We start from the raw sequence: 17,579 nt of genomic DNA, 5'->3' as shown, positions 1-17,579 counted from the left end.
GCTCCTGCCTGAATCGAGACAAGTAGGCTACACCTTCATGCAGGGCTAGAGGTTTACCCGGCGTTACGGACTGGCTGCCGCTCCGCGCCGAGCTTGCCCCGGATTCGATCCAGGACAAGCCGCTGCGTCGCTGCCTGGTTACGCAGCGATGGCTTCTTCTTTTTCTTCGACTGGCAGGCGGATCAGGTAGTCGAACGCGCTGAGCGACGCCTTCGCGCCTTCACCCATCGCGATCACGATCTGCTTGTACGGCACGGTCGTCACGTCGCCGGCGGCAAACACCCCGTGCACCGACGTTTCACCGCGCGCATCGACTTCGATCTCGCCGTGCGGTGACAGCTTCACCGTGCCTTTCAGCCATTCGGTGTTCGGCAGCAGGCCGATCTGCACGAAGACGCCTTCCAGCTCCACGCGATGGCTGGCGCCGCTGCTGCGGTCGGTATATGTCAGGCCGGTGACTTTCTGGCCGTCGCCGAGCACTTCGGTGGTTTGTGCGCGGACAATCACGCTGACGTTATGCAGGCTGCGCAACTTGCGCTGCAACACTTCGTCCGCGCGCAGCTTGCCGTCGAATTCCAGCAAGGTGACATGACCGACGATGCCGGCCAGATCGATCGCCGCTTCCACGCCAGAGTTGCCGCCGCCGATCACCGCAACGCGCTTGCCCTTGAACAGCGGACCGTCGCAGTGCGGGCAGTAGGTAACGCCCTTGTTGCGATAGTCGTGCTCGCCGGGCACGTTGATGTTGCGCCAGCGTGCACCAGTGGAGAGCACCACGGATTTCGCTTTCAGCGAAGCGCCATTGGCCAGCTTCACTTCGATCAAGCCGCCCGGCTCAGCGGCCGGTATCAGCTGCTCGGCGCGCTGCAGGTTCATGATGTCCACGTCGTATTCGTGTACATGTTGCTCCAGCGCGGTCACCAGCTTCGGACCTTCGGTGTAGGGGACCGAGATGAAGTTCTCGATCGACATCGTATCCAGCACCTGGCCGCCGAAGCGCTCCGCGGCCATGCCGGTGCGGATGCCTTTGCGTGCGGCATAGATCGCTGCCGCCGCGCCGGCCGGACCACCGCCGACCACCAGTACGTCGAACGCGGCCTTGGTCTTGATCTTGTCCGCGGCACGCTGGACAGCGCCGCTGTCGAGGCGGGCGGCGATCTGTTCGATCGACATGCGGCCCTGGTCGAACGGTTCGCCGTTGAGAAAGACGGTGGGTACGGCCATCACCTGACGCTGCTCCACTTCGTCCTGAAACAGCGCGCCATCGATCGCCACGTGCTTGATGTTGGGATTGAGCACGCTCATCAGGTTGAGCGCCTGCACCGTATCGGGGCAGCTATGGCAGGACAGCGACATGAAGGTTTCGAACACGTATTCGCCTTCGAGATGGCGCACTTGGTCGATCACTTCCTGTTCTACCTTGGGCGGATGACCGCCGACCTGCAGCAGCGCCAGCACCAGCGAGGTGAATTCGTGTCCCATCGGAATGCCGGCGAAGCGCACGCCGACATCGGTGCCGATGCGGTTGATCGCGAACGAGGGCTTGCGCGCATCGTCGCCGTTGAGGCGCAGCGAAATGCGCTCGGACAGCGATTGGATGTCCTGCAGCAAGGCCAGCATTTCCTGCGCGGCGTCGCCACTGTCGAGAGAGGCCACCAGTTCGATCGGATGGACCACCTTCTCGAGGTAGGCCTTGAGCTGGGTTTTCAGGTCGTTATCCAACATACGTGATGGCTCCTTGGGATGTTTTTAGGTGAGCGCCGCCGCACCCGCACACGGCGAATGGGCGACGACTCGGAATAAGGGGGGCCCGCCGGAGGGGGCGGCGGGCCCGGCGGTTCCGCAGGGGATAGAACCGCAAAGCGAAGCAGAAAAACTTAGATCTTGCCGACCAGCTCAAGCGACGGCTTCAGCGTGGAGGCGCCTTCCTTCCACTTGGCCGGGCACACTTCACCCGGGTGGGAGGCGACGTACTGAGCGGCCTTCACCTTGCGCAGCAGTTCGCTGGCGTCACGGCCGATGCCGTTGTCGTGGATTTCGCACAGCTTGATCTGGCCTTCCGGATTGATCACGAAGGTGCCGCGCAGGGCGAGGCCCTCTTCTTCGATCATCACGTCGAAGTTGCGGGTGATCGTGCCGGTCGGGTCGCCGACCAGCGGGTACTTGACCTTCTTGATCGCATCGGAGGTGTCGTGCCACGCCTTGTGCGAGAAGTGCGTGTCGGTGGAGACGCCGTAGATCTCAACGCCCAGCTTCTGGAATTCGGCGTAATGATCGGCGAGATCTTCCAGTTCGGTCGGGCAAACGAAGGTGAAATCAGCCGGGTAGAACACTACTACGGACCACTTGCCCTTCAATGCGGCATCGGTGACTTCAATGAACTTGCCGTCCTTGTAAGCGGTGGCCTTGAACGGTTTGATTTCGGTGTTGATCAGCGACATCTATATCTTCCGTGCTGTTGTGAATGAAGCCACGAAGATTAGAGTGTTTGGCGTGAAAGAGCCAATTGATAGACAGGATGGCTTTCATTGGCCAGGCCTATCGAAAGTAAGACGGCGGTCACACCCCGTGGCAGCGCGCAATGGATGACACGCGTTTGATTTCAAAGAATTTTCTGCGGCGCGGACGCGCCGATTGGCCGGCCGCGGCCGCCATGCGCGACCTGATTCAAGTCATCTACCCGTTACACACCGGCCACGAAAGCCGGATGCCTTCACGTCGAGGCGGCGAGCGACTCGCGATAGGCGCGGCGAATGATTTCGTGGAAGTGGTGCACGGCGTTCTCGCGCAGCGGATTCAAGCGGCCGGCCTCATACGATCCGGAAGCCAGTCCACGCTGCACGTCTTCGCAAATGGTTACATCCTCGTCCTGCACTTCATCGCTGAATTGGATGTCTTTCGCACGCCGTGCCTGGGCTTCGTTACTGCTATCGGGCGCGTAGTAGAAATCGAATTCGACCCGGCAGCGATCCACCCCCACCGGCAGCACGCGATTGGTCTGCAAGCGCCCGGGCAGGATGTTGAGCATCGCGTTCGGATACAGGAAGTAATACAGCGCCTCGCCGCTGCCGTAGAGATCGGACGCACTTTCCAGCGGGCTGTACTGGTAGGAATACCATTCGGCCGTTTCGGTGATGTAGCTGCGGTAATCGAGCAGGCTGTTCAAGCCGGGATGGATGTGCGGTACGTGGTAACCCTCCAGGTAGTTGTCCACGTAGACCTTCCAGTTGCAGGCGACGTTGTAACTGACGCGATGATGGAATTCATAGCCGTGCAGCGAGCGCTGCGGACCAAGGCGCGCATCGATGCCGGCCACAAACGCACCGAACGGCGGCGCGGCACCGATCGCGACAAACACCAATCCCTGCCAGACGTGCACGCGGACTTCAGGCAACCGGATATCCGCCGGATTGAAATCCGGGGTCCGGCCCATTTCCGGCGCGCCACGCAACACGCCATCCAGACCGTAGGTCCAGCCGTGATAACGGCAACGCAGGTTCTGCGCGCCCTTGCCGTCGCAGCTGGCGATCGGCCCGGCGCGATGCCGACATACGTTGTGGAAGGCGCGAATCGCCGCTTCGTCGCTGCGCACGACCAGCAAGGGCAGCCCCGCGATCTCGGTCACCACGTGATCGCCCACGCCGGCCAATTGCGATTGGTGGCAGACCAGCTGCCAGCTGCGCGCGAAGATCGCCGCGGCATCCAGCGCCGGCATACGCGCATCGGTGTAGAAACGCGCAGGCAGGGTCAATGCATGATCGAGCTGTTGCGGGCTGAGGGTGTCGGCGGAAAGCAGCTCGGTCATGACGCAATCTCACAGCGATGATGGCCGAGTATTCCGCGAAAGGGCGCCGATGGGTAGGGGCGGAGCCATCGCCGGTGATATTCCCGGTTGCCGTGAAAACACGATCCACCGGCCTGGCGTCCGTCGCATGCACATTTATTGCGAACATCATCAAGCCTGCCAACACGGCCGGCTCCATCGGCACCTTCCTCGCAGTTTTTCAGGATTCGACCCGCCCCGGCTGCAGCACGCTGCGTTCCACAGACTCACTGCCTTGTAGCGTTCTGATCAGCAGCTGGTAAGTATCCCTGCCCGCCGCCTTGGCCATGTACAAGGCTTCATCGGCCAGTTTCATCAGCACATCGTCCGACACGTTGCCTTTGCAGATTACGGCGCCGATGCTCATGCGCACCTCCACATTGCCGGCGCCCACGGCAACGGCCATATGCAGGCGCTCCCATAAAGAATGCACGAAGGCTTTGGCGCTGTTTTCGTCGATGATGTTGTCGCACAGCACCACGAATTCATCGCCGCCGATGCGCGCGACCACTTCACCTTCCCGCACCATCCGCTGCAGGCACTGACCTACTTCGGCCAGCACCAGATCGCCGGTGGCGTGGCCATAGGAATCGTTGATGGATTTGAAGTTGTCGATATCCACCAGGGCCAGCAGCACCGGCTTGTCCAATTGGGCTGCCTGACGCAGCACGGACGACACGCGTTCGTTGAAATAGCGGCGGTTCGACAGGCCCGTCAACGAGTCCTGGTGCGCCAGGCGCAGCAATTCCCGCTCGACATTCTTGATGTGGGTGATTTCGGTGGTGAGCGCGTACAAGCCCCGGATGCGCCCCTCGGCGTCCCGGTCCGGCACGTAGTGCGCCTGGAATTGCAGCAGACGCCCGCGGTAGCTGGCCTCGTATTCGAACATCACCGACTCGCCGGCATAGGCACGCTTGAGATAAGGCTTGAGCCGTTCGTAGATCAGCTCACCGCGCACTTCCTTCATCGTCCTGCCGACCATCTGCGCCGGAATTTCTCCCGACACCTGCTCGACGAAGCGATTGACGTAGGTATAGCGCTCGGACATGTCGAAGCGTGCAATCACCGCCGGCACGTTGTCGGCAATGGTGCGCAGGTGGTTCTGGCTTTCCACCAGCGCCTGCTCGGCCAGCACGCGCTGGGTGACGTCGCGCCCGGTGTAGATGATGTCCATGCTGCCATCGCTGTCGGGGCTGGCGACCAGCCGCGCGAATGCCTCGATCCACAGGTAATGGCCATCCTTGTGCTGCAGCCGATAAGTCGCCGTGACCGTGCCGCCGTGGGTGCGCAAGCTCCTGACGACGTCCGCGATGCGCTCACGGTCGTCCGGATGGATCAGGTCCGGCCGCGGCACCATGAAGTCTTCCACCTCCCAACCGAGCAGTTCCTTGACCGACGGCGACACATACTGACGATCGCCGTTGGACTGGATGCGCATCACCAGGTCACCGCTGTTGTCCGCCAGCATGCGATAGCGCAGCTCGCTGTCGCGCGCGCGCGCCTGCAAGCGGTCCTGCTCGGCCAGCGCCAGCACCACCGGCAAGGCGACCAGGCAGGACACGCCGATAAACACCTGCGCCATCATCACCCGCAGATCCGCCGTGGCGCCCGCGACCATGTTGAAGGGCCCGACATCCAGCATCGTGGCACCCGTGGTGATCAAGGCAATGATCGCCATGCCGATGACCAGGCCGGCGAAGCGATGGCGAAACACCAGCAACAACAACGGCGGGTAGACCATGAACAGCAGCGGGAAGCGCTTCGCGGAAAACACCGCGACGGTGATGACCGCCAGCAGCAGCAAATCCCGGATCAACCGCCACGGCCGACCGCCCGGTTCGGACAGCCGCCAGTCCCTGGTCACCACGATCAACGAGGTGCTGCCGGCGATCACCATGCCCAGGAAATGCGAGCGGAACAGCGTGTTGAAGCTGTAAAGGAATTCGCGCATCGGCCAGAAATGCAGCACCAGGGCCGTGCCGAAGGTGCACAAGCCACAGGCGATCAAGGCACTGATCAGCCCCACCCGCGCCACCTCCAGAAAGCGCGTTGAGGAAGTGATCCTGGGAAAGCGGCTGCGGATCGCCACGCTGACCATCAATGCTTCCAGCATGTTGACCATGCCGAGCAACAACGAGGAGAGAAAAGGATCGCCAAGGATTTGCTTGGCCACTACGAAGCCAAGAAAACCGGCGAGCAGCAGCGACCGCGCCTGGACCAGCGGCCTGCGCGTGAGCACGCCGACCATGACGCCGTCGACCAGCCACAACGAGGTTGGCGTATGGGTCGCGCGCGCCAGGCTGATCGAATACAACGACAAGCCGCCCGTCAGCACGAACAGGCCGATGCATTGCCACACGATTTCCGGATAGCGCCGGAACGGCATTTTGAGACCCCTGAGTCCAGACCCGAGCTGACGCAGTACGTAGCGTCTCCACAGGCCCAGCTAAGCAAGACTCCTGCCAATAGCACGCCAGGCGCCGTGGCAAGCGCCTGACTTATAGATACAACAGCATCGGCTGATGCGCTACGTCATTTTTCTGACACTTATTTCAGCAGGGGCGCGCTTCCCCACTCGGTATGCGTGACCGCTTCGGCGTTTTGCCACCAGCGCTCGCCGGCGCGCGGTGCGGCCAGATCCAGCCGTTCGCCCATCCGTGGCGTGGCCAAGGGAATGCTGCGTTCGGCGGCCAGCGCGAGGACGCGTTCGAACGGTTCCTGCCAGGCATGCATGGCCAGGTCGAACGTGCCGTTGTGGATCGGCATCAGCCAACGGCCTTCTAGATCGATATGCGCCTGCACGGTCTGTTCCGGCTGCATGTGCACATACGGCCACTGTGCATCGTAGGCGCCGGTTTCCATCAGCGTGATATCGAACGGTCCCAGCCGTTCGCCGATGGTCTTGAAGCCATCGAAATAGCCGGTGTCGCCGCTGAAGAACACGCGCAGCTCCGCATCGGCGATCACCCACGACGCCCACAGAGTACGGTTGCCATCAAACGGTGTGCGGCCGGAAAAGTGCTGGGCCGGCGTGGCGGTCATGCGCAGGCCGTCGATCTCGATGCTGTCCCACCAGTCCAATTGATGCACCTTCGCCGCTGCCACGCCCCACTCGATCAGGCGGTCGCCGACGCCCAATGGCGTCAGAAACAGATCCGTAGTGTCAGCCAGGTAGGCGATCGTGTCGCGGTCGAGGTGGTCGTAATGATCGTGCGACAGGATCACCCCGCGGATCGGCGGCAGCTCATGCAAGGCCATCGGGGGTTGATGGAAGCGCTTGGGGCCCATCCAGCGGAACGGCGAGGCGCGCTCGGCAAACACCGGATCGGTAAGCCAGTAGGCGCCACGCAGCTTGATCAGCATGGTGGAGTGGCCAAGCCGGAACAGGCTGCGATCCGGCGCGGCGTCCAGTTGCGCGCGGGTGATCGCTTGTACCGGTAGCGACCCCGTAGGCCGGGTTTGAGCGGGCTTGTGGAAAAGCGCGTTCCAGATAATGCCGAGGGTCTTGCCCAGGCTCTGCACCGGACGCTGCGCGGGATTCTGGAACCGGTCGCCGTGGCGCTGCGGCGAGGCCTGATAGGGGTCGGCCATCGATGACCGGGGCAGCTTGGAGCGGCGGGCGAACATGACGGCCTCCGGAGGGGGCATCTTTGTAAACTACACAGTGTAGTTTCTTTCGTTCAAAAGTAAACCGTCAGTGTAAAATCGAGGCATGTCCGAGCTTTCCAAGCCCCTTCGCCTGACCGACCGCAAGCGCAGCGCGATCATCGAGGCCGCCATCGATGAATTCCGCGCCAGTGGCTACGAAGCCACCAGCATGGACCGGATCGCTGCCCGTGCCGGCACCTCCAAGCGCACGGTCTACAACCACTTTCCCAGCAAAGAAGTGTTGTTCGCGGAAATCCTGCATCAGCTTTGGGAAGCCGTGGGCGGAGGCGAGGACCTCGCTTACCGCGCCGATCGCCCGCTGCGCGACCAGTTGCTGGCGCTCGCCATGCAAAAGTTTCGCCTGATCAACGACGAAGCCTTTGTATCGCTGGCCCGCGTGGCAATCGCCGCCGGTATTCATTCGCCTGAGCGAGCGCGCGAGATGATGATGCGCATGAGCGCGCGCGAAGCAGGTCTCACCGCATGGATTCGTGCCGCCGCGGCGGCGGGACGCCTGAAGGTAAGCGACCCCGTCTTCGCCTCGCAGCAGTTGCAGGCACTGATCAAGGGTTTTGGACTCTGGCCGCAGATCATGCTGGGCCAGCCGCCGCTGGACGCCGCCATGCAGAAGCAAGTGGCCGAATCGACGGTGGATATGTTCCTGGCGTACTACAGCTGATCAAATATCCGGGCTTGCCGCGTACCGAATGCACTGCCCGCGATCTTTCCCATCAGGACACTCCCATGTCGAAGTCACCGCCTGACGGCCTGCCGCGTTATCGCCTGCTGACCGGCAAGGATGATGCTGCATTTTGTCGTCGTGTCTCCGAAGCGCTGGATCTGGGCTATCAGCTGTATGGATCGCCTGCCGCGACCTTCAACGGCGAGCATGTCGTGGTCGCGCAAGCGATCGTCTGGCCCGAACAAGGGTCCTGACGTCTGCCGACGCGCCAAGAAAAAAGGGACCTGTGCGCAACACAGGTCCCTTTGCTTACATCACGCAGACGACATCAATGCACGACGTTGCCGCGTCCATCGCGCATTTCGTTGCCGTGGAACGAACCGCCCGGATGCGGTGCCGGCGCCTCGCCATGCTGCGGGTACGGCCCGTGATAACCGCCACGCGCATCAAAGCGATTGTCGACGTGGCCACGGAAATGCGCCGGGCCGCGATACCACGGGCCCGCACCGATAAACACGCCGCCGGCAAACCATTCCGGACCGTAATAGCCATACGGCGCACACGCGTAAGGCGCGTAATCGAAATAGCCGTACGGACAAATCGGCGCCGGGCCGATGTTTACGCCAACTGCCACTTGCGCTTCTGCACGCGGTGCAGCCACTGCAAGCAACATGGCTACAACCGCTGCGAGACCGAGACTTGCCATGCTTTTCATGGGCGAACCCTCCTGGTGATGGGTGGGAGTGCGGAGCCATCGTCTGCTGCGAAACCTGAAATGGCTGTGACCAGACCGGCCTGGGGCTTGGGCCTGGTTAGGCGCGCTTCATGCAACCAACTTTTCGCCAAACAGTTTCGACAAAGCCTGCCAATGGCGTTCGGCGGCCTGCGGGTTGAACACCGGATGATCCGGCACCGCATAGCCATGCAGTGCGCCGGGATAGGTTTCCACCAGGTGATCCACCTTCGCTTCCGTCAGGGTGGCTTCGAGCTGCTTTTTCTGTTCGTCGGTGAAATGCGAATCCTGGTCCGCACCCGCCACATAAACGCGGCCGGTGATGCCTTTGACGAAACGATGCGGGCTATCAGCCTGGTCGGTGACCAAGCCACCGGCATGGAACGAACCGATCGCCGCAAAGCGATCCGGATAAGCGCCCGCTGCGGTCAAGGCGAGCTTGCCGCCCATGCAATAACCGGTGGCGCCGAAACGATCACCCTTCACCTCCGAGCGCGAAGCAAGAAAAGCCATGAAGGCTTTGGCATCCGAGACCGTGCGCTCGCGATCGAGGCTGCCGACCAGCTTCATCAGGTTTTCGCGCTTGACCGGATCGGCGAAGGTCTGCGCCGGGTCCATCACTTCGTACGGACCGCTGCGGTAAAAAAGATCTGGCAGCAACACCGCATAACCATCATCGGCCAGGCGCTGCGCCATCTCCCACATGGCCGGACGGATGCCCAGCGCATCCATATACAAAATCACGCCCGGCCACGGTCCCGTGCCGCCGGCCGGTGTGAACAGCGAAGCCGGGCAGCTTCCATCACGGGTCTTGATGCTTACGTCGATGCGGGGCATGGCGGGGTCTCCAGATGCGGGGAACAGAACAGCCCCGCACCATATATGAGGATGGCCTCATATACAAGAAGACCCGGCCGTACTTATTGTTGGCTGCGCCACGCGCCGACGATGGTGCCATCGGAGTCGAGCACAAAACTCACTTCCTCCGTGCCATTTTCGTGGCGCACCACATATTTGTCCCATCCCTGGGGGTTGACTCCAATGAACTCGTGCGACGTCACCGGGCCGAGCTTGGCATCCATGGCGCTGATGGCGGCTTGCTGCTCGCGTCTCGCCTTTGCAAGCCCCGGGCCCAGGCGCGGCGAGTCGTCATTGGGCGAGAGCACGATCTGTAGAACCTGTTCGCTATCGGGCAACGGCTGCTGCGCGCTCACCCGCTTATCGAGTGCGTTCTGGATCTGCTGCGCGGCGGCCGCGTCGATGCGCGGAGCCGTGACGTCTCGACCATTCTGATGCAACACCAGGGCAGTAGGATGACCTTGCGCATCCACCACAAAATCCAGATGCGCATTGACCGCCTTGTAGAAGAACGCGGTATTGCTGCTGGGATAGATCGGAACAGCCCGCTGCCCGGTCAGCTGCGCAGAAAGCTGAGAGCCATCCAGCGTAATCGACATCACCGCATACGGGCCCATGAACTTGTAGAAGCCCACATAGTTGGTGAGCACCGCAGGGCTTACGCTCACCGTCGCGCCGGTGTTATCCGGAGGCGTCACTTGCGCAGCGAATGCCGCCGTGCCGACCGACACCACAACCATCGCCAGCGCCGAAAGACGCGCCCACTTCCCTGGTTTCAGCAACATGATTTTGATCCTCTGCTCAAGAAACGATCCGGACTCCGACATGGCAGCCACGGCACCGATATAGCTGGACTGGTTCTGGCCGACTTGAATCAGCGTTTCGCAGTACCCCGTCATGTCCCGTCCGCTGCGCAGGACACGCGCATCGCAATCCACTTCAATCGCGCGGCGCAGACGACGCAGCTGCCACCACAACGGCAGGTTCCACGGCATGGCAAGCAGCAGACACAGAGCGATGGTGAGCATCTGCGGATCGCGCGCATCCAGATGCGACTGCTCGTGCGCCAATACAAACTGCTGGCGCGCGGCCGATTCCTGCAACAGCCACGCGGGCACCACGATGCGTGGCCGCAACAGGCCGACCACCGCCGGGCCCACGTCCGGCGCGATAAATACCGGCGTATTGCAAAGCGCGCCGGTCGCCCAGCTGCGCTTGCGCGAGTACAACAAGCCGCCGCTGAGGATCAGCGCCGCCAGCATGGCCAGCGAAGCGCCGAGCCAGATGCGATGAAACAGCACGTCAAACCGGTGTGGCGTCGCATCCAGTTGCGGCATGCCCAGATCCAGCAAGGCGGGCGGCATCTTTACCGAGGTGGCTTGGCGCAGCGCGATGGACTGCGGTGAGTTCGTCGGCTTGATCAGTTCCGGCACCTGGACTGTGACCGACGGAATAATCAGCGGCAGCGCGATCGACGCGACAATCGTCACCATCCATATCCAACGCCGGGATCCGCCCCGCTGCCTGGCAGCGTATTCGGCAATCAGTGCCGCGATGCTGAGCAAGACACCCACCACCAACACATAGATCATCATGGCAAGCATTACGGCTTCTCCTTGTCCGATCGTTCGGCCAGTAATTCGCGCATGCGCTTGATCTGCTCGGGGCTGAGCTTCTGGTCCGAGACCAGATGCGAAAACAACAGCTCCGCCGAACCCTTGAACAACTTGTCGGTCAGATGTTGCAGAGCGTTCTTGCGCGCCGCCTGTTGCTTCACGCTCGCGAAATAGCGGTGGCCACGGCCTTCTTCGTCGTGACCCACATAGCCTTTGGCTTCCAGCGTGCGCAGCACGGTAAGCACGGTGGTGTAAGCAAGCTTATCGTCCAGCCGCTCGCGCACTTCGGCGACGACCGAAGGGCCGTGATCCCACAGCACCTGCATGACGTCCGCCTCACGATCAGTAAGGGAGATCTTCATCGCACCGGCCTTCCTGCCAACTACTATGGATTTAGTAGATGGTAGCGTGATCGGGCGGGTTGTCAACTATGACTTTAGTAGGAAGGAAGTTTGGGTCTCAGCGGTATCTCTACATTTTTGTGGATCGTCGCCCCGGCGAAGGCCGGGGCCCAGCGTCTTTGCCGCATCAAGTCACTGGGTCCCGGCCTTCGCCGGGACGACGGTGAGGCATCTCGCAATAAGACTGCATGCCAACTCAACGTGACCACACAAAAGTGGAACGCATCATCGCCAGCTAGGCGCCCTGGCCTTTCGCGACGCGCCGTGACCAACGGCTCGATATCCTTGGTGGCCAACACGCTGAGCTATTGCAGTGCGGCATGCGCATCCCCTATGCCTGCTGTTAGTGTCGGCCCGATATAGATCGATCTAAATGTCCGCCATCGATCCTCGGGGGCGCGCCCTGGCTGTGCAAGCCACGACGCGATCAACATCCATCCATTCCATACGGCTCAGCAGCATGCTTGAACGAATCAGCTTGATCGGCGCACGCCATCCATTACGCCCGCTGAAAATCGCCGCGCTCTTGTTGCTGCCACTTGCCCTGAACACCGCCCTGGCGCAGACCACCTCGCAATCGCTCGACGGTAACTGGCGTTTCCGGCTTGCCGATGGCGACACCCACGCCAAGGATCATCGCGACGCGACGCACTGGCACACCGCCACCATCCCGGGCACGGTGCAAACCGACCTGCTCGCCGCCAAGCTGCTGCCCGATCCGTTCTATCGCGACAACGAAGCCAAGGTGCAATGGGTCGGCCTGTCCAACTGGCAGTACCAGACCAGCTTCACCGTCGACGTGGCCACCTTGCAGCGCGGTCATGTCGATCTCGTGTTCGACGGCCTCGACACCTTCGCCGACGTCTATCTCAACGGCAATAAAGTCATCAGCGCCGACAACATGTTCCGGCGCTGGTCGGTGCCGGTGAAAGGCGTGTTGCATGCAGGCCAGAACACGCTGGAAGTGCGTCTATATTCGCCGATTGAAAAGCTGCAACCCTGGTTGCTGAAACAGCCCTATGCCTTGCCCGGCGAGTTCGACTCCGCCTTCGGCGACGAACCCAAGGGCAAGCAGACCGCCAACTACGTGCGCAAGGCCGCTTATCAATACGGCTGGGACTGGGGCCCGCGCATCGTCACCGAAGGCATCTGGCAGCACGTCCACCTGGATAGCTGGAACGCGCTGCGCGTCGACGATTTCCACATCGAGCAAACCTACTTGAGCAGCGAAGCGGCACAAGTGGCCGCGCAGCTGGAGATCAACGCCGACACCAGCGAGACCGTGCACGTCAGCGTCGATGCGATCGGCCCGGACGGGCAAAGCGCCGCGCACGTCGAACAGGATGTCACCGTTGACAGCGGCAAGCAGACCATCAGCCTGCCGCTGCGCATCGCTCATCCAAAACGTTGGTTCCCGGCCGGCTACGGCGCGCCGGACATGTACACCTTCAAAGCCAGCATCCGCGATGACAGCGGCGAGCTGTACAGCGCCCAGCATGCGATCGGCCTGCGTACCGTCGAGCTTCGCCGCGAGAAGGATGCATGGGGCACCAGCTTCGCCTTCGTGGTCAACGGCATCCCGGTGTTCGCCAAGGGCGCCGACATGATTCCGTTCGACAGCTTCCCCACCCGCGTGGACGATGCGCAGATGCAGCACATCCTGCAATCGGCCCACGATGCCAACATGAACATGGTGCGGCTGTGGGGAGGCGGTTATTACTTCCCCGATGCGTTCTACGAGATGGCCGACCGGCTCGGCATCATGGTCTGGCAGGACTTCATGTTCGGCGGCGCGATCCCGCCCAGCGATGCCGCCTTTGTCGACAACACCCGCCAGGAAGCGATCGAACAAGTGAAGCGCCTGCGCGATCATCCCAGCATCGTGCTCTGGTGCGGCAACAACGAAGTGCAGACCGGCTGGGAATCCTGGTCGGATCGCGAAGCGTTCAAAGCCGGCATTGCGCCGGATGAGCGCGAGCGCATCGTCACCGGCATGGTCAACCTGTTCGGCAACGTGCTGCGCAACGTCGTCACCCAATACGACAACGGCGTGCCGTACTGGGCCAGCACGCCCAGCACCGATTACGAAGGTCCGGCCAACGTGCTGGATAACGGCGACTATCACTACTGGAACGTGTGGTCCGGCGAAGCCAAGCCGGTCGAGGAATACCTCAACATCACCCCGCGCTTCCAATCCGAATACGGCCTGCAATCGTTCCCGGACATGCGCACCATCCGCGCCTTCGCCGAACCAGGCGACATGCAGCCGGAGTCGCCGGTGATGCGTGCGCACCAGAAATACGACAGCGGCAACGGCAACAAGCGCCTGCTGCTGTACATCACGCGCAGCTACGGCCAGCCGAAGGATTTCTCGTCGTTTGTCTATCTGAGCCAGGTGATGCAGGCCCACGGCATCCAGCTCGCCGCCGAACATCTGCGCGCCTCGCGCCCGCAGGCTATGGGCTCGCTGTATTGGCAGCTCAACGATGTGTGGCCCGGCGCATCCTGGGCCAGCATCGATTACTTCGGCCGCTGGAAAGCCCTGCAATTCCACGCACGCCGTTTCTATGCGCCACTGTTGATCGCCGCGCTGCGCAGCAACGGCCAGACCACCGTGTCGCTGGTATCGGACCGCACCGCTCCGGCGAACCTGAGCTGGCGCATGCGCGTGATGGATTTCGCCGGCAAGACACTGAGCGAACGCAGCGAAACCGCCGCCGTGCCAGCACTCAGCAGCGACAAGGTCGCGACCTATACCGACGCCCAGTTGCTCAACGGCGCTGATCCGCACGCGACCTTCGCCGTGTTCGAACTGCTGGATGGCAACCAGGTCGTCTCGCGGAATCTGGTGTTCTTCGACGATGCCAAGAACCTGCAACTGCCGACACCGCATATCCAGGCCAAGCTGGAAGCAGGCGCCGATGGCTACACGCTAACCCTCAGCACCGACCAACTCGCACGTGACGTCTGGGTTTCCTTCGGCGCACTGGATGCAGACCTGTCGGATAACGCGTTCAATCTGCTGCCAGGCCAGACCATCACCTTGACCATCCACAGCAAGGCATCGCTCCAGCAGTTACAGCACGCAATGCAAGTGCAAAACCTGGCCGAAGTCATGACCAACCCGTAATGCGAACCGTAGGTTGGGTTAGCGCAGCGTAACCCAACGAAACCACCACCTGCCTTGAACCACTATTTGCTGGGTTACGCTGCGCTAACCCAGCCTACGATGGATATCGGCGAGACCGAACGTCCCATTGCAGGAGAAACTTTGCACCATGCCGACGCGCCGTGATTTCCTGAAATGGTCTGGCCTCGCCGCCAGTGCAAGCGTGTTCAGTGCAGCGCTGCCGCGCAACGCCTCGGCACAGAGCAACTACATCAGCAAGCGCCCGCCCCTCGCCAAGCGCAAGTTCGTCAGTGAGGCGGTCGAACGCCAACTCGCCAGCGTCAAAGCCGCGATCGGCGATCCCAAGCTCGCCTGGATGTTCGAGAACTGCTACCCCAACACCCTCGACACCACGGTTGAACTCGGCACGCTCGACGGTAAGCCGGATACCTTCGTCATCACCGGCGATATCGACGCCATGTGGCTGCGCGATTCTTCCGCGCAAGTGGTGCCGTACATCCCACTGGCGAAAAACGATCCCAAACTGCAACGGCTGTTCCACGGCCTGATCCAGCGCCACGCGCGCTGCATCCGCATCGATCCCTACGCCAACGCCTTCATGCCCGACCCGCATGCGCCGCCGCTGGTCTGGGCGCGTCATGACGTGACCGACATGAAACCCGGCGTCGGCGAGCGCAAATGGGAAATCGATTCGCTGTGCTATCCGATCCGCCTCGCCCACGGTTATTGGCAAGCCACCGGCGACACCGCGCCGTACGACGATGATTGGCGCGCCGCCATGCATCTGGTGCTGAAGACCTTCCGCGAACAGCAACGCAAATACGACCACGGGCCATATCACTTCCAGCGCACCTCCGACGTACCCACCGAAACACAGATGCTCGGCGGCTACGGCAACCCGACCCGTCCGAACGGCATGATCCATTCCATGTTCCGGCCGTCCGACGATGCTTGCGTCTATCCGCTGTTCGTGCCGGCCAACCTGTTTGCCGTGTTGAGCCTGCGCCGGCTTGCACAGATGAGCCGCGCCATCCATCACGACGACGCCTTCGCCGCCGACTGCGAAGCGCTCGCCAGCGAAGTCGAACAGGCCGTCAACCGCGACGCCCGCATGCGCGACGCCGACGGCCGCGAATTCTGGGCCTACGAAATCGACGGCATCGGCAACCAGCTCTTCATGGACGACGCCAACATCCCCAGCCTGCTCGGCCTGCCCTACCTCGGCTGCTGCGATCGCAACGATCCGCTCTACCAGAACACCCGTAACCGCGTGTGGAGCGCGCACAACCCCTACTTCTTCCACGGCCGCGCCGCCGACGGCATCGGCGGCCCCCATGAAGGCCTGCGCATGATCTGGCCGATGTCGATCATGATGTACGCGCAAACCAGCAGCGATCCCGCGCAGATTCGCCAATGCCTGAAGTGGCTGCGCGATACCGACGCCGGCAGCGGCTTCATGCACGAAACCTTCGATCAGGACAATCCCACGCACTTCACCCGCAGCTGGTTTGCCTGGGCCAATTCGCTATTTGGTGAATTAATCGTGGACGTGCAGCACCAGCACCCCGATTTGCTGCGACCCGGCGCTCTACGCTGACATCACCCGCGCAGCAATCTCACCCAGAGATGCCCACATCACCGTCGCCCCGGCGCAGGCCGGGGCCCAGCGTCTTTGCGATATAGAACACACTTCGCATCCAACAGCATCATGGCCCACACCAAATGTCATAGAAATCCTACACGCCGGAGTGGCACCGCTCATTAGTATGGCCCCGTCATCAACGTCACTCGTGAACTGCGGAACGTCGATGACCCAGGCAGCAATGCTTGAAGGCGCGGATCGTGAGAGCTGGAACTCCCACGACCCGCTAAACCAAAACCAACTTATACGGAGTTGATGATGGCCTCCCCAAATCATACGGCACAGCCGTGCCCTTCGGTTCGCACCGGAGCTTCCCCATCCACCCCGCCAACCGACGACATGCTCCCTTTGCGGAGTTCGGATCAGGAAAGGCGGTTGTTCCACTCCCCCCAACGGGCCGGCATCAAGCTCGCCATGCAGGCGATCGAAGACGTGCTGAACTCACGCAGCACGCTCACGTCGGACCCCATCGGCGAACACCGCGGCCGCGTGCCGCTTAGCCTGATGCAATACAACGGCCTCAGCGCCGCCCTCTACTTCCTGCGTCAATACGTCGACACGCTCGCCCCACCGCGGGGTGGATAAGACACGTGTGTTCGTGTGAGGGTGGCCATTGGTGCATTGGGTACCAACACTGCGCCTTTTTCGGCACGTTGCGTAGGAACAGCGTGCCGGTTTTTTTGGAAGGAAGGTGGTTGGTCGCGAGGTGATCAGTTGTAATGACCCAGCGGTTTCTGCGCAGGTCATGCCGCTAATGAAGCTTCAGCAGGCGTCTTCATGCCCGGCGCCTGGTGTGGGCGTCGGTGGTTACAGAACTAGATCCAGTCGCCAATGCCGCGACCGGCATGCAAATAGTGGCTACCCGGTTTCTCACAACGACCCGACAAAAAATCGGCGCCCACCTACAGCAATGGAAGACCATTTCGGATGACTTCCAAGCGCTTACGTTGTTTGCTTAACCGATCGCGCAAGAGGCCTTGCCTCGCCAAATCGGGGAACAAAAACAATGTCGAACATCGGCAAGCACGGCGACTCCACCACCACCG

At 61.8% G+C, this 17,579-nt stretch carries 14 protein-coding genes; 5 read left to right on the top strand and 9 right to left on the bottom strand.

Annotated features, from left to right (window positions below; all coding sequences use genetic code 11):
* Window positions 1-138 precede the first annotated feature (138 nt).
* The 5 genes from ahpF to ISP19_RS05815 form a co-directional block, all read right to left on the bottom strand.
* Window positions 139-1,725 (bottom strand): alkyl hydroperoxide reductase subunit F, encoded by a 1,587-nt coding sequence (gene ahpF / locus ISP19_RS05835; RefSeq protein WP_204680423.1) that lies wholly within the window; start codon window positions 1,723-1,725, stop codon window positions 139-141.
* A gap of 152 nt (window positions 1,726-1,877) precedes the next feature.
* Entirely contained in the window at window positions 1,878-2,441 is a 564-nt protein-coding gene (ahpC, locus tag ISP19_RS05830; RefSeq protein ID WP_204680422.1) for an alkyl hydroperoxide reductase subunit C, read from the bottom strand.
* A gap of 272 nt (window positions 2,442-2,713) precedes the next feature.
* Window positions 2,714-3,805, bottom strand: coding sequence for an aromatic ring-hydroxylating oxygenase subunit alpha (locus ISP19_RS05825; RefSeq protein ID WP_204680421.1), 1,092 nt, complete (start codon window positions 3,803-3,805; stop codon window positions 2,714-2,716).
* A 199-nt stretch (window positions 3,806-4,004) separates the two neighbouring features.
* Entirely contained in the window at window positions 4,005-6,209 is a 2,205-nt protein-coding gene (locus tag ISP19_RS05820) for a sensor domain-containing diguanylate cyclase (protein ID WP_204680420.1), read from the bottom strand.
* 161 nt (window positions 6,210-6,370) lie between these two features.
* Complete coding sequence (locus tag ISP19_RS05815) at window positions 6,371-7,450, bottom strand: MBL fold metallo-hydrolase (RefSeq protein WP_204680419.1); 1,080 nt, start codon at window positions 7,448-7,450, stop codon at window positions 6,371-6,373.
* 85 nt (window positions 7,451-7,535) lie between these two features.
* On the opposite strand from ISP19_RS05815, the gene ISP19_RS05810 reads away from it, so the two are divergent.
* Together ISP19_RS05810 and ISP19_RS05805 are read left to right on the top strand one after the other, a co-directional pair.
* Entirely contained in the window at window positions 7,536-8,150 is a 615-nt protein-coding gene (locus tag ISP19_RS05810; protein WP_204680418.1) for a TetR/AcrR family transcriptional regulator, read from the top strand.
* Between the two features lie 65 nt (window positions 8,151-8,215).
* On the top strand, window positions 8,216-8,407 hold the full coding sequence (locus tag ISP19_RS05805) for a DUF1737 domain-containing protein (protein WP_204680417.1): 192 nt from the start codon (window positions 8,216-8,218) through the stop codon (window positions 8,405-8,407).
* 74 nt (window positions 8,408-8,481) lie between these two features.
* On the opposite strand, the gene ISP19_RS05800 is transcribed toward ISP19_RS05805, so the two are convergent.
* The 4 genes from ISP19_RS05800 to ISP19_RS05785 form a co-directional block, all read right to left on the bottom strand.
* On the bottom strand, window positions 8,482-8,868 hold the full coding sequence (locus ISP19_RS05800) for a hypothetical protein (protein ID WP_204680416.1): 387 nt from the start codon (window positions 8,866-8,868) through the stop codon (window positions 8,482-8,484).
* A gap of 108 nt (window positions 8,869-8,976) precedes the next feature.
* Window positions 8,977-9,723 carry a dienelactone hydrolase family protein gene (locus tag ISP19_RS05795; protein WP_204680415.1) on the bottom strand — a complete coding sequence of 249 codons (747 nt, stop codon included), beginning with the start codon at window positions 9,721-9,723 and terminating at the stop codon, window positions 8,977-8,979.
* A gap of 83 nt (window positions 9,724-9,806) precedes the next feature.
* On the bottom strand, window positions 9,807-11,348 hold the full coding sequence (locus ISP19_RS05790; RefSeq protein WP_204680414.1) for a M56 family metallopeptidase: 1,542 nt from the start codon (window positions 11,346-11,348) through the stop codon (window positions 9,807-9,809).
* Window positions 11,348-11,722 carry a BlaI/MecI/CopY family transcriptional regulator gene (locus ISP19_RS05785; RefSeq protein ID WP_204680413.1) on the bottom strand — a complete coding sequence of 125 codons (375 nt, stop codon included), beginning with the start codon at window positions 11,720-11,722 and terminating at the stop codon, window positions 11,348-11,350. The genes ISP19_RS05790 and ISP19_RS05785 overlap by 1 nt, the downstream gene beginning before the upstream one ends.
* 499 nt (window positions 11,723-12,221) lie before the next feature.
* On the opposite strand from ISP19_RS05785, the gene ISP19_RS05780 reads away from it, so the two are divergent.
* From ISP19_RS05780 to ISP19_RS05770, 3 genes are all read left to right on the top strand, one after another.
* Window positions 12,222-14,891 carry a beta-mannosidase gene (locus tag ISP19_RS05780; RefSeq protein WP_204680412.1) on the top strand — a complete coding sequence of 890 codons (2,670 nt, stop codon included), beginning with the start codon at window positions 12,222-12,224 and terminating at the stop codon, window positions 14,889-14,891.
* 148 nt (window positions 14,892-15,039) lie between these two features.
* Complete coding sequence (locus tag ISP19_RS05775; protein ID WP_204680411.1) at window positions 15,040-16,488, top strand: glycoside hydrolase family 125 protein; 1,449 nt, start codon at window positions 15,040-15,042, stop codon at window positions 16,486-16,488.
* Window positions 16,489-16,908: 420 nt separating this feature from the next.
* Window positions 16,909-17,118, top strand: a complete 210-nt coding sequence (locus ISP19_RS05770; protein WP_204680410.1) for a hypothetical protein — start codon at window positions 16,909-16,911, stop codon at window positions 17,116-17,118.
* Window positions 17,119-17,579 lie beyond the last annotated feature (461 nt).

Origin of the sequence: Dyella flava, from assembly GCF_016904955.1 — a bacterium.
In the GTDB taxonomy this organism is placed as follows: domain Bacteria; phylum Pseudomonadota; class Gammaproteobacteria; order Xanthomonadales; family Rhodanobacteraceae; genus Dyella_B; species Dyella_B flava.
This window is presented reverse-complemented; position numbering and strand designations above follow the sequence as displayed.

Coding starts and splice junctions, on each gene's coding strand:
- ahpF (WP_204680423.1), bottom strand. CDS start 1,725: ATGTTGGATAACGACCTGAAAACCCAGCTCAAGGCCTACCTCGAGAAG.
- ahpC (WP_204680422.1), bottom strand. CDS start 2,441: ATGTCGCTGATCAACACCGAAATCAAACCGTTCAAGGCCACCGCTTAC.
- ISP19_RS05825 (WP_204680421.1), bottom strand. CDS start 3,805: ATGACCGAGCTGCTTTCCGCCGACACCCTCAGCCCGCAACAGCTCGAT.
- ISP19_RS05820 (WP_204680420.1), bottom strand. CDS start 6,209: ATGCCGTTCCGGCGCTATCCGGAAATCGTGTGGCAATGCATCGGCCTG.
- ISP19_RS05815 (WP_204680419.1), bottom strand. CDS start 7,450: ATGTTCGCCCGCCGCTCCAAGCTGCCCCGGTCATCGATGGCCGACCCC.
- ISP19_RS05810 (WP_204680418.1), top strand. CDS start 7,536: ATGTCCGAGCTTTCCAAGCCCCTTCGCCTGACCGACCGCAAGCGCAGC.
- ISP19_RS05805 (WP_204680417.1), top strand. CDS start 8,216: ATGTCGAAGTCACCGCCTGACGGCCTGCCGCGTTATCGCCTGCTGACC.
- ISP19_RS05800 (WP_204680416.1), bottom strand. CDS start 8,868: ATGAAAAGCATGGCAAGTCTCGGTCTCGCAGCGGTTGTAGCCATGTTG.
- ISP19_RS05795 (WP_204680415.1), bottom strand. CDS start 9,723: ATGCCCCGCATCGACGTAAGCATCAAGACCCGTGATGGAAGCTGCCCG.
- ISP19_RS05790 (WP_204680414.1), bottom strand. CDS start 11,348: ATGCTTGCCATGATGATCTATGTGTTGGTGGTGGGTGTCTTGCTCAGC.
- ISP19_RS05785 (WP_204680413.1), bottom strand. CDS start 11,722: ATGAAGATCTCCCTTACTGATCGTGAGGCGGACGTCATGCAGGTGCTG.
- ISP19_RS05780 (WP_204680412.1), top strand. CDS start 12,222: ATGCTTGAACGAATCAGCTTGATCGGCGCACGCCATCCATTACGCCCG.
- ISP19_RS05775 (WP_204680411.1), top strand. CDS start 15,040: ATGCCGACGCGCCGTGATTTCCTGAAATGGTCTGGCCTCGCCGCCAGT.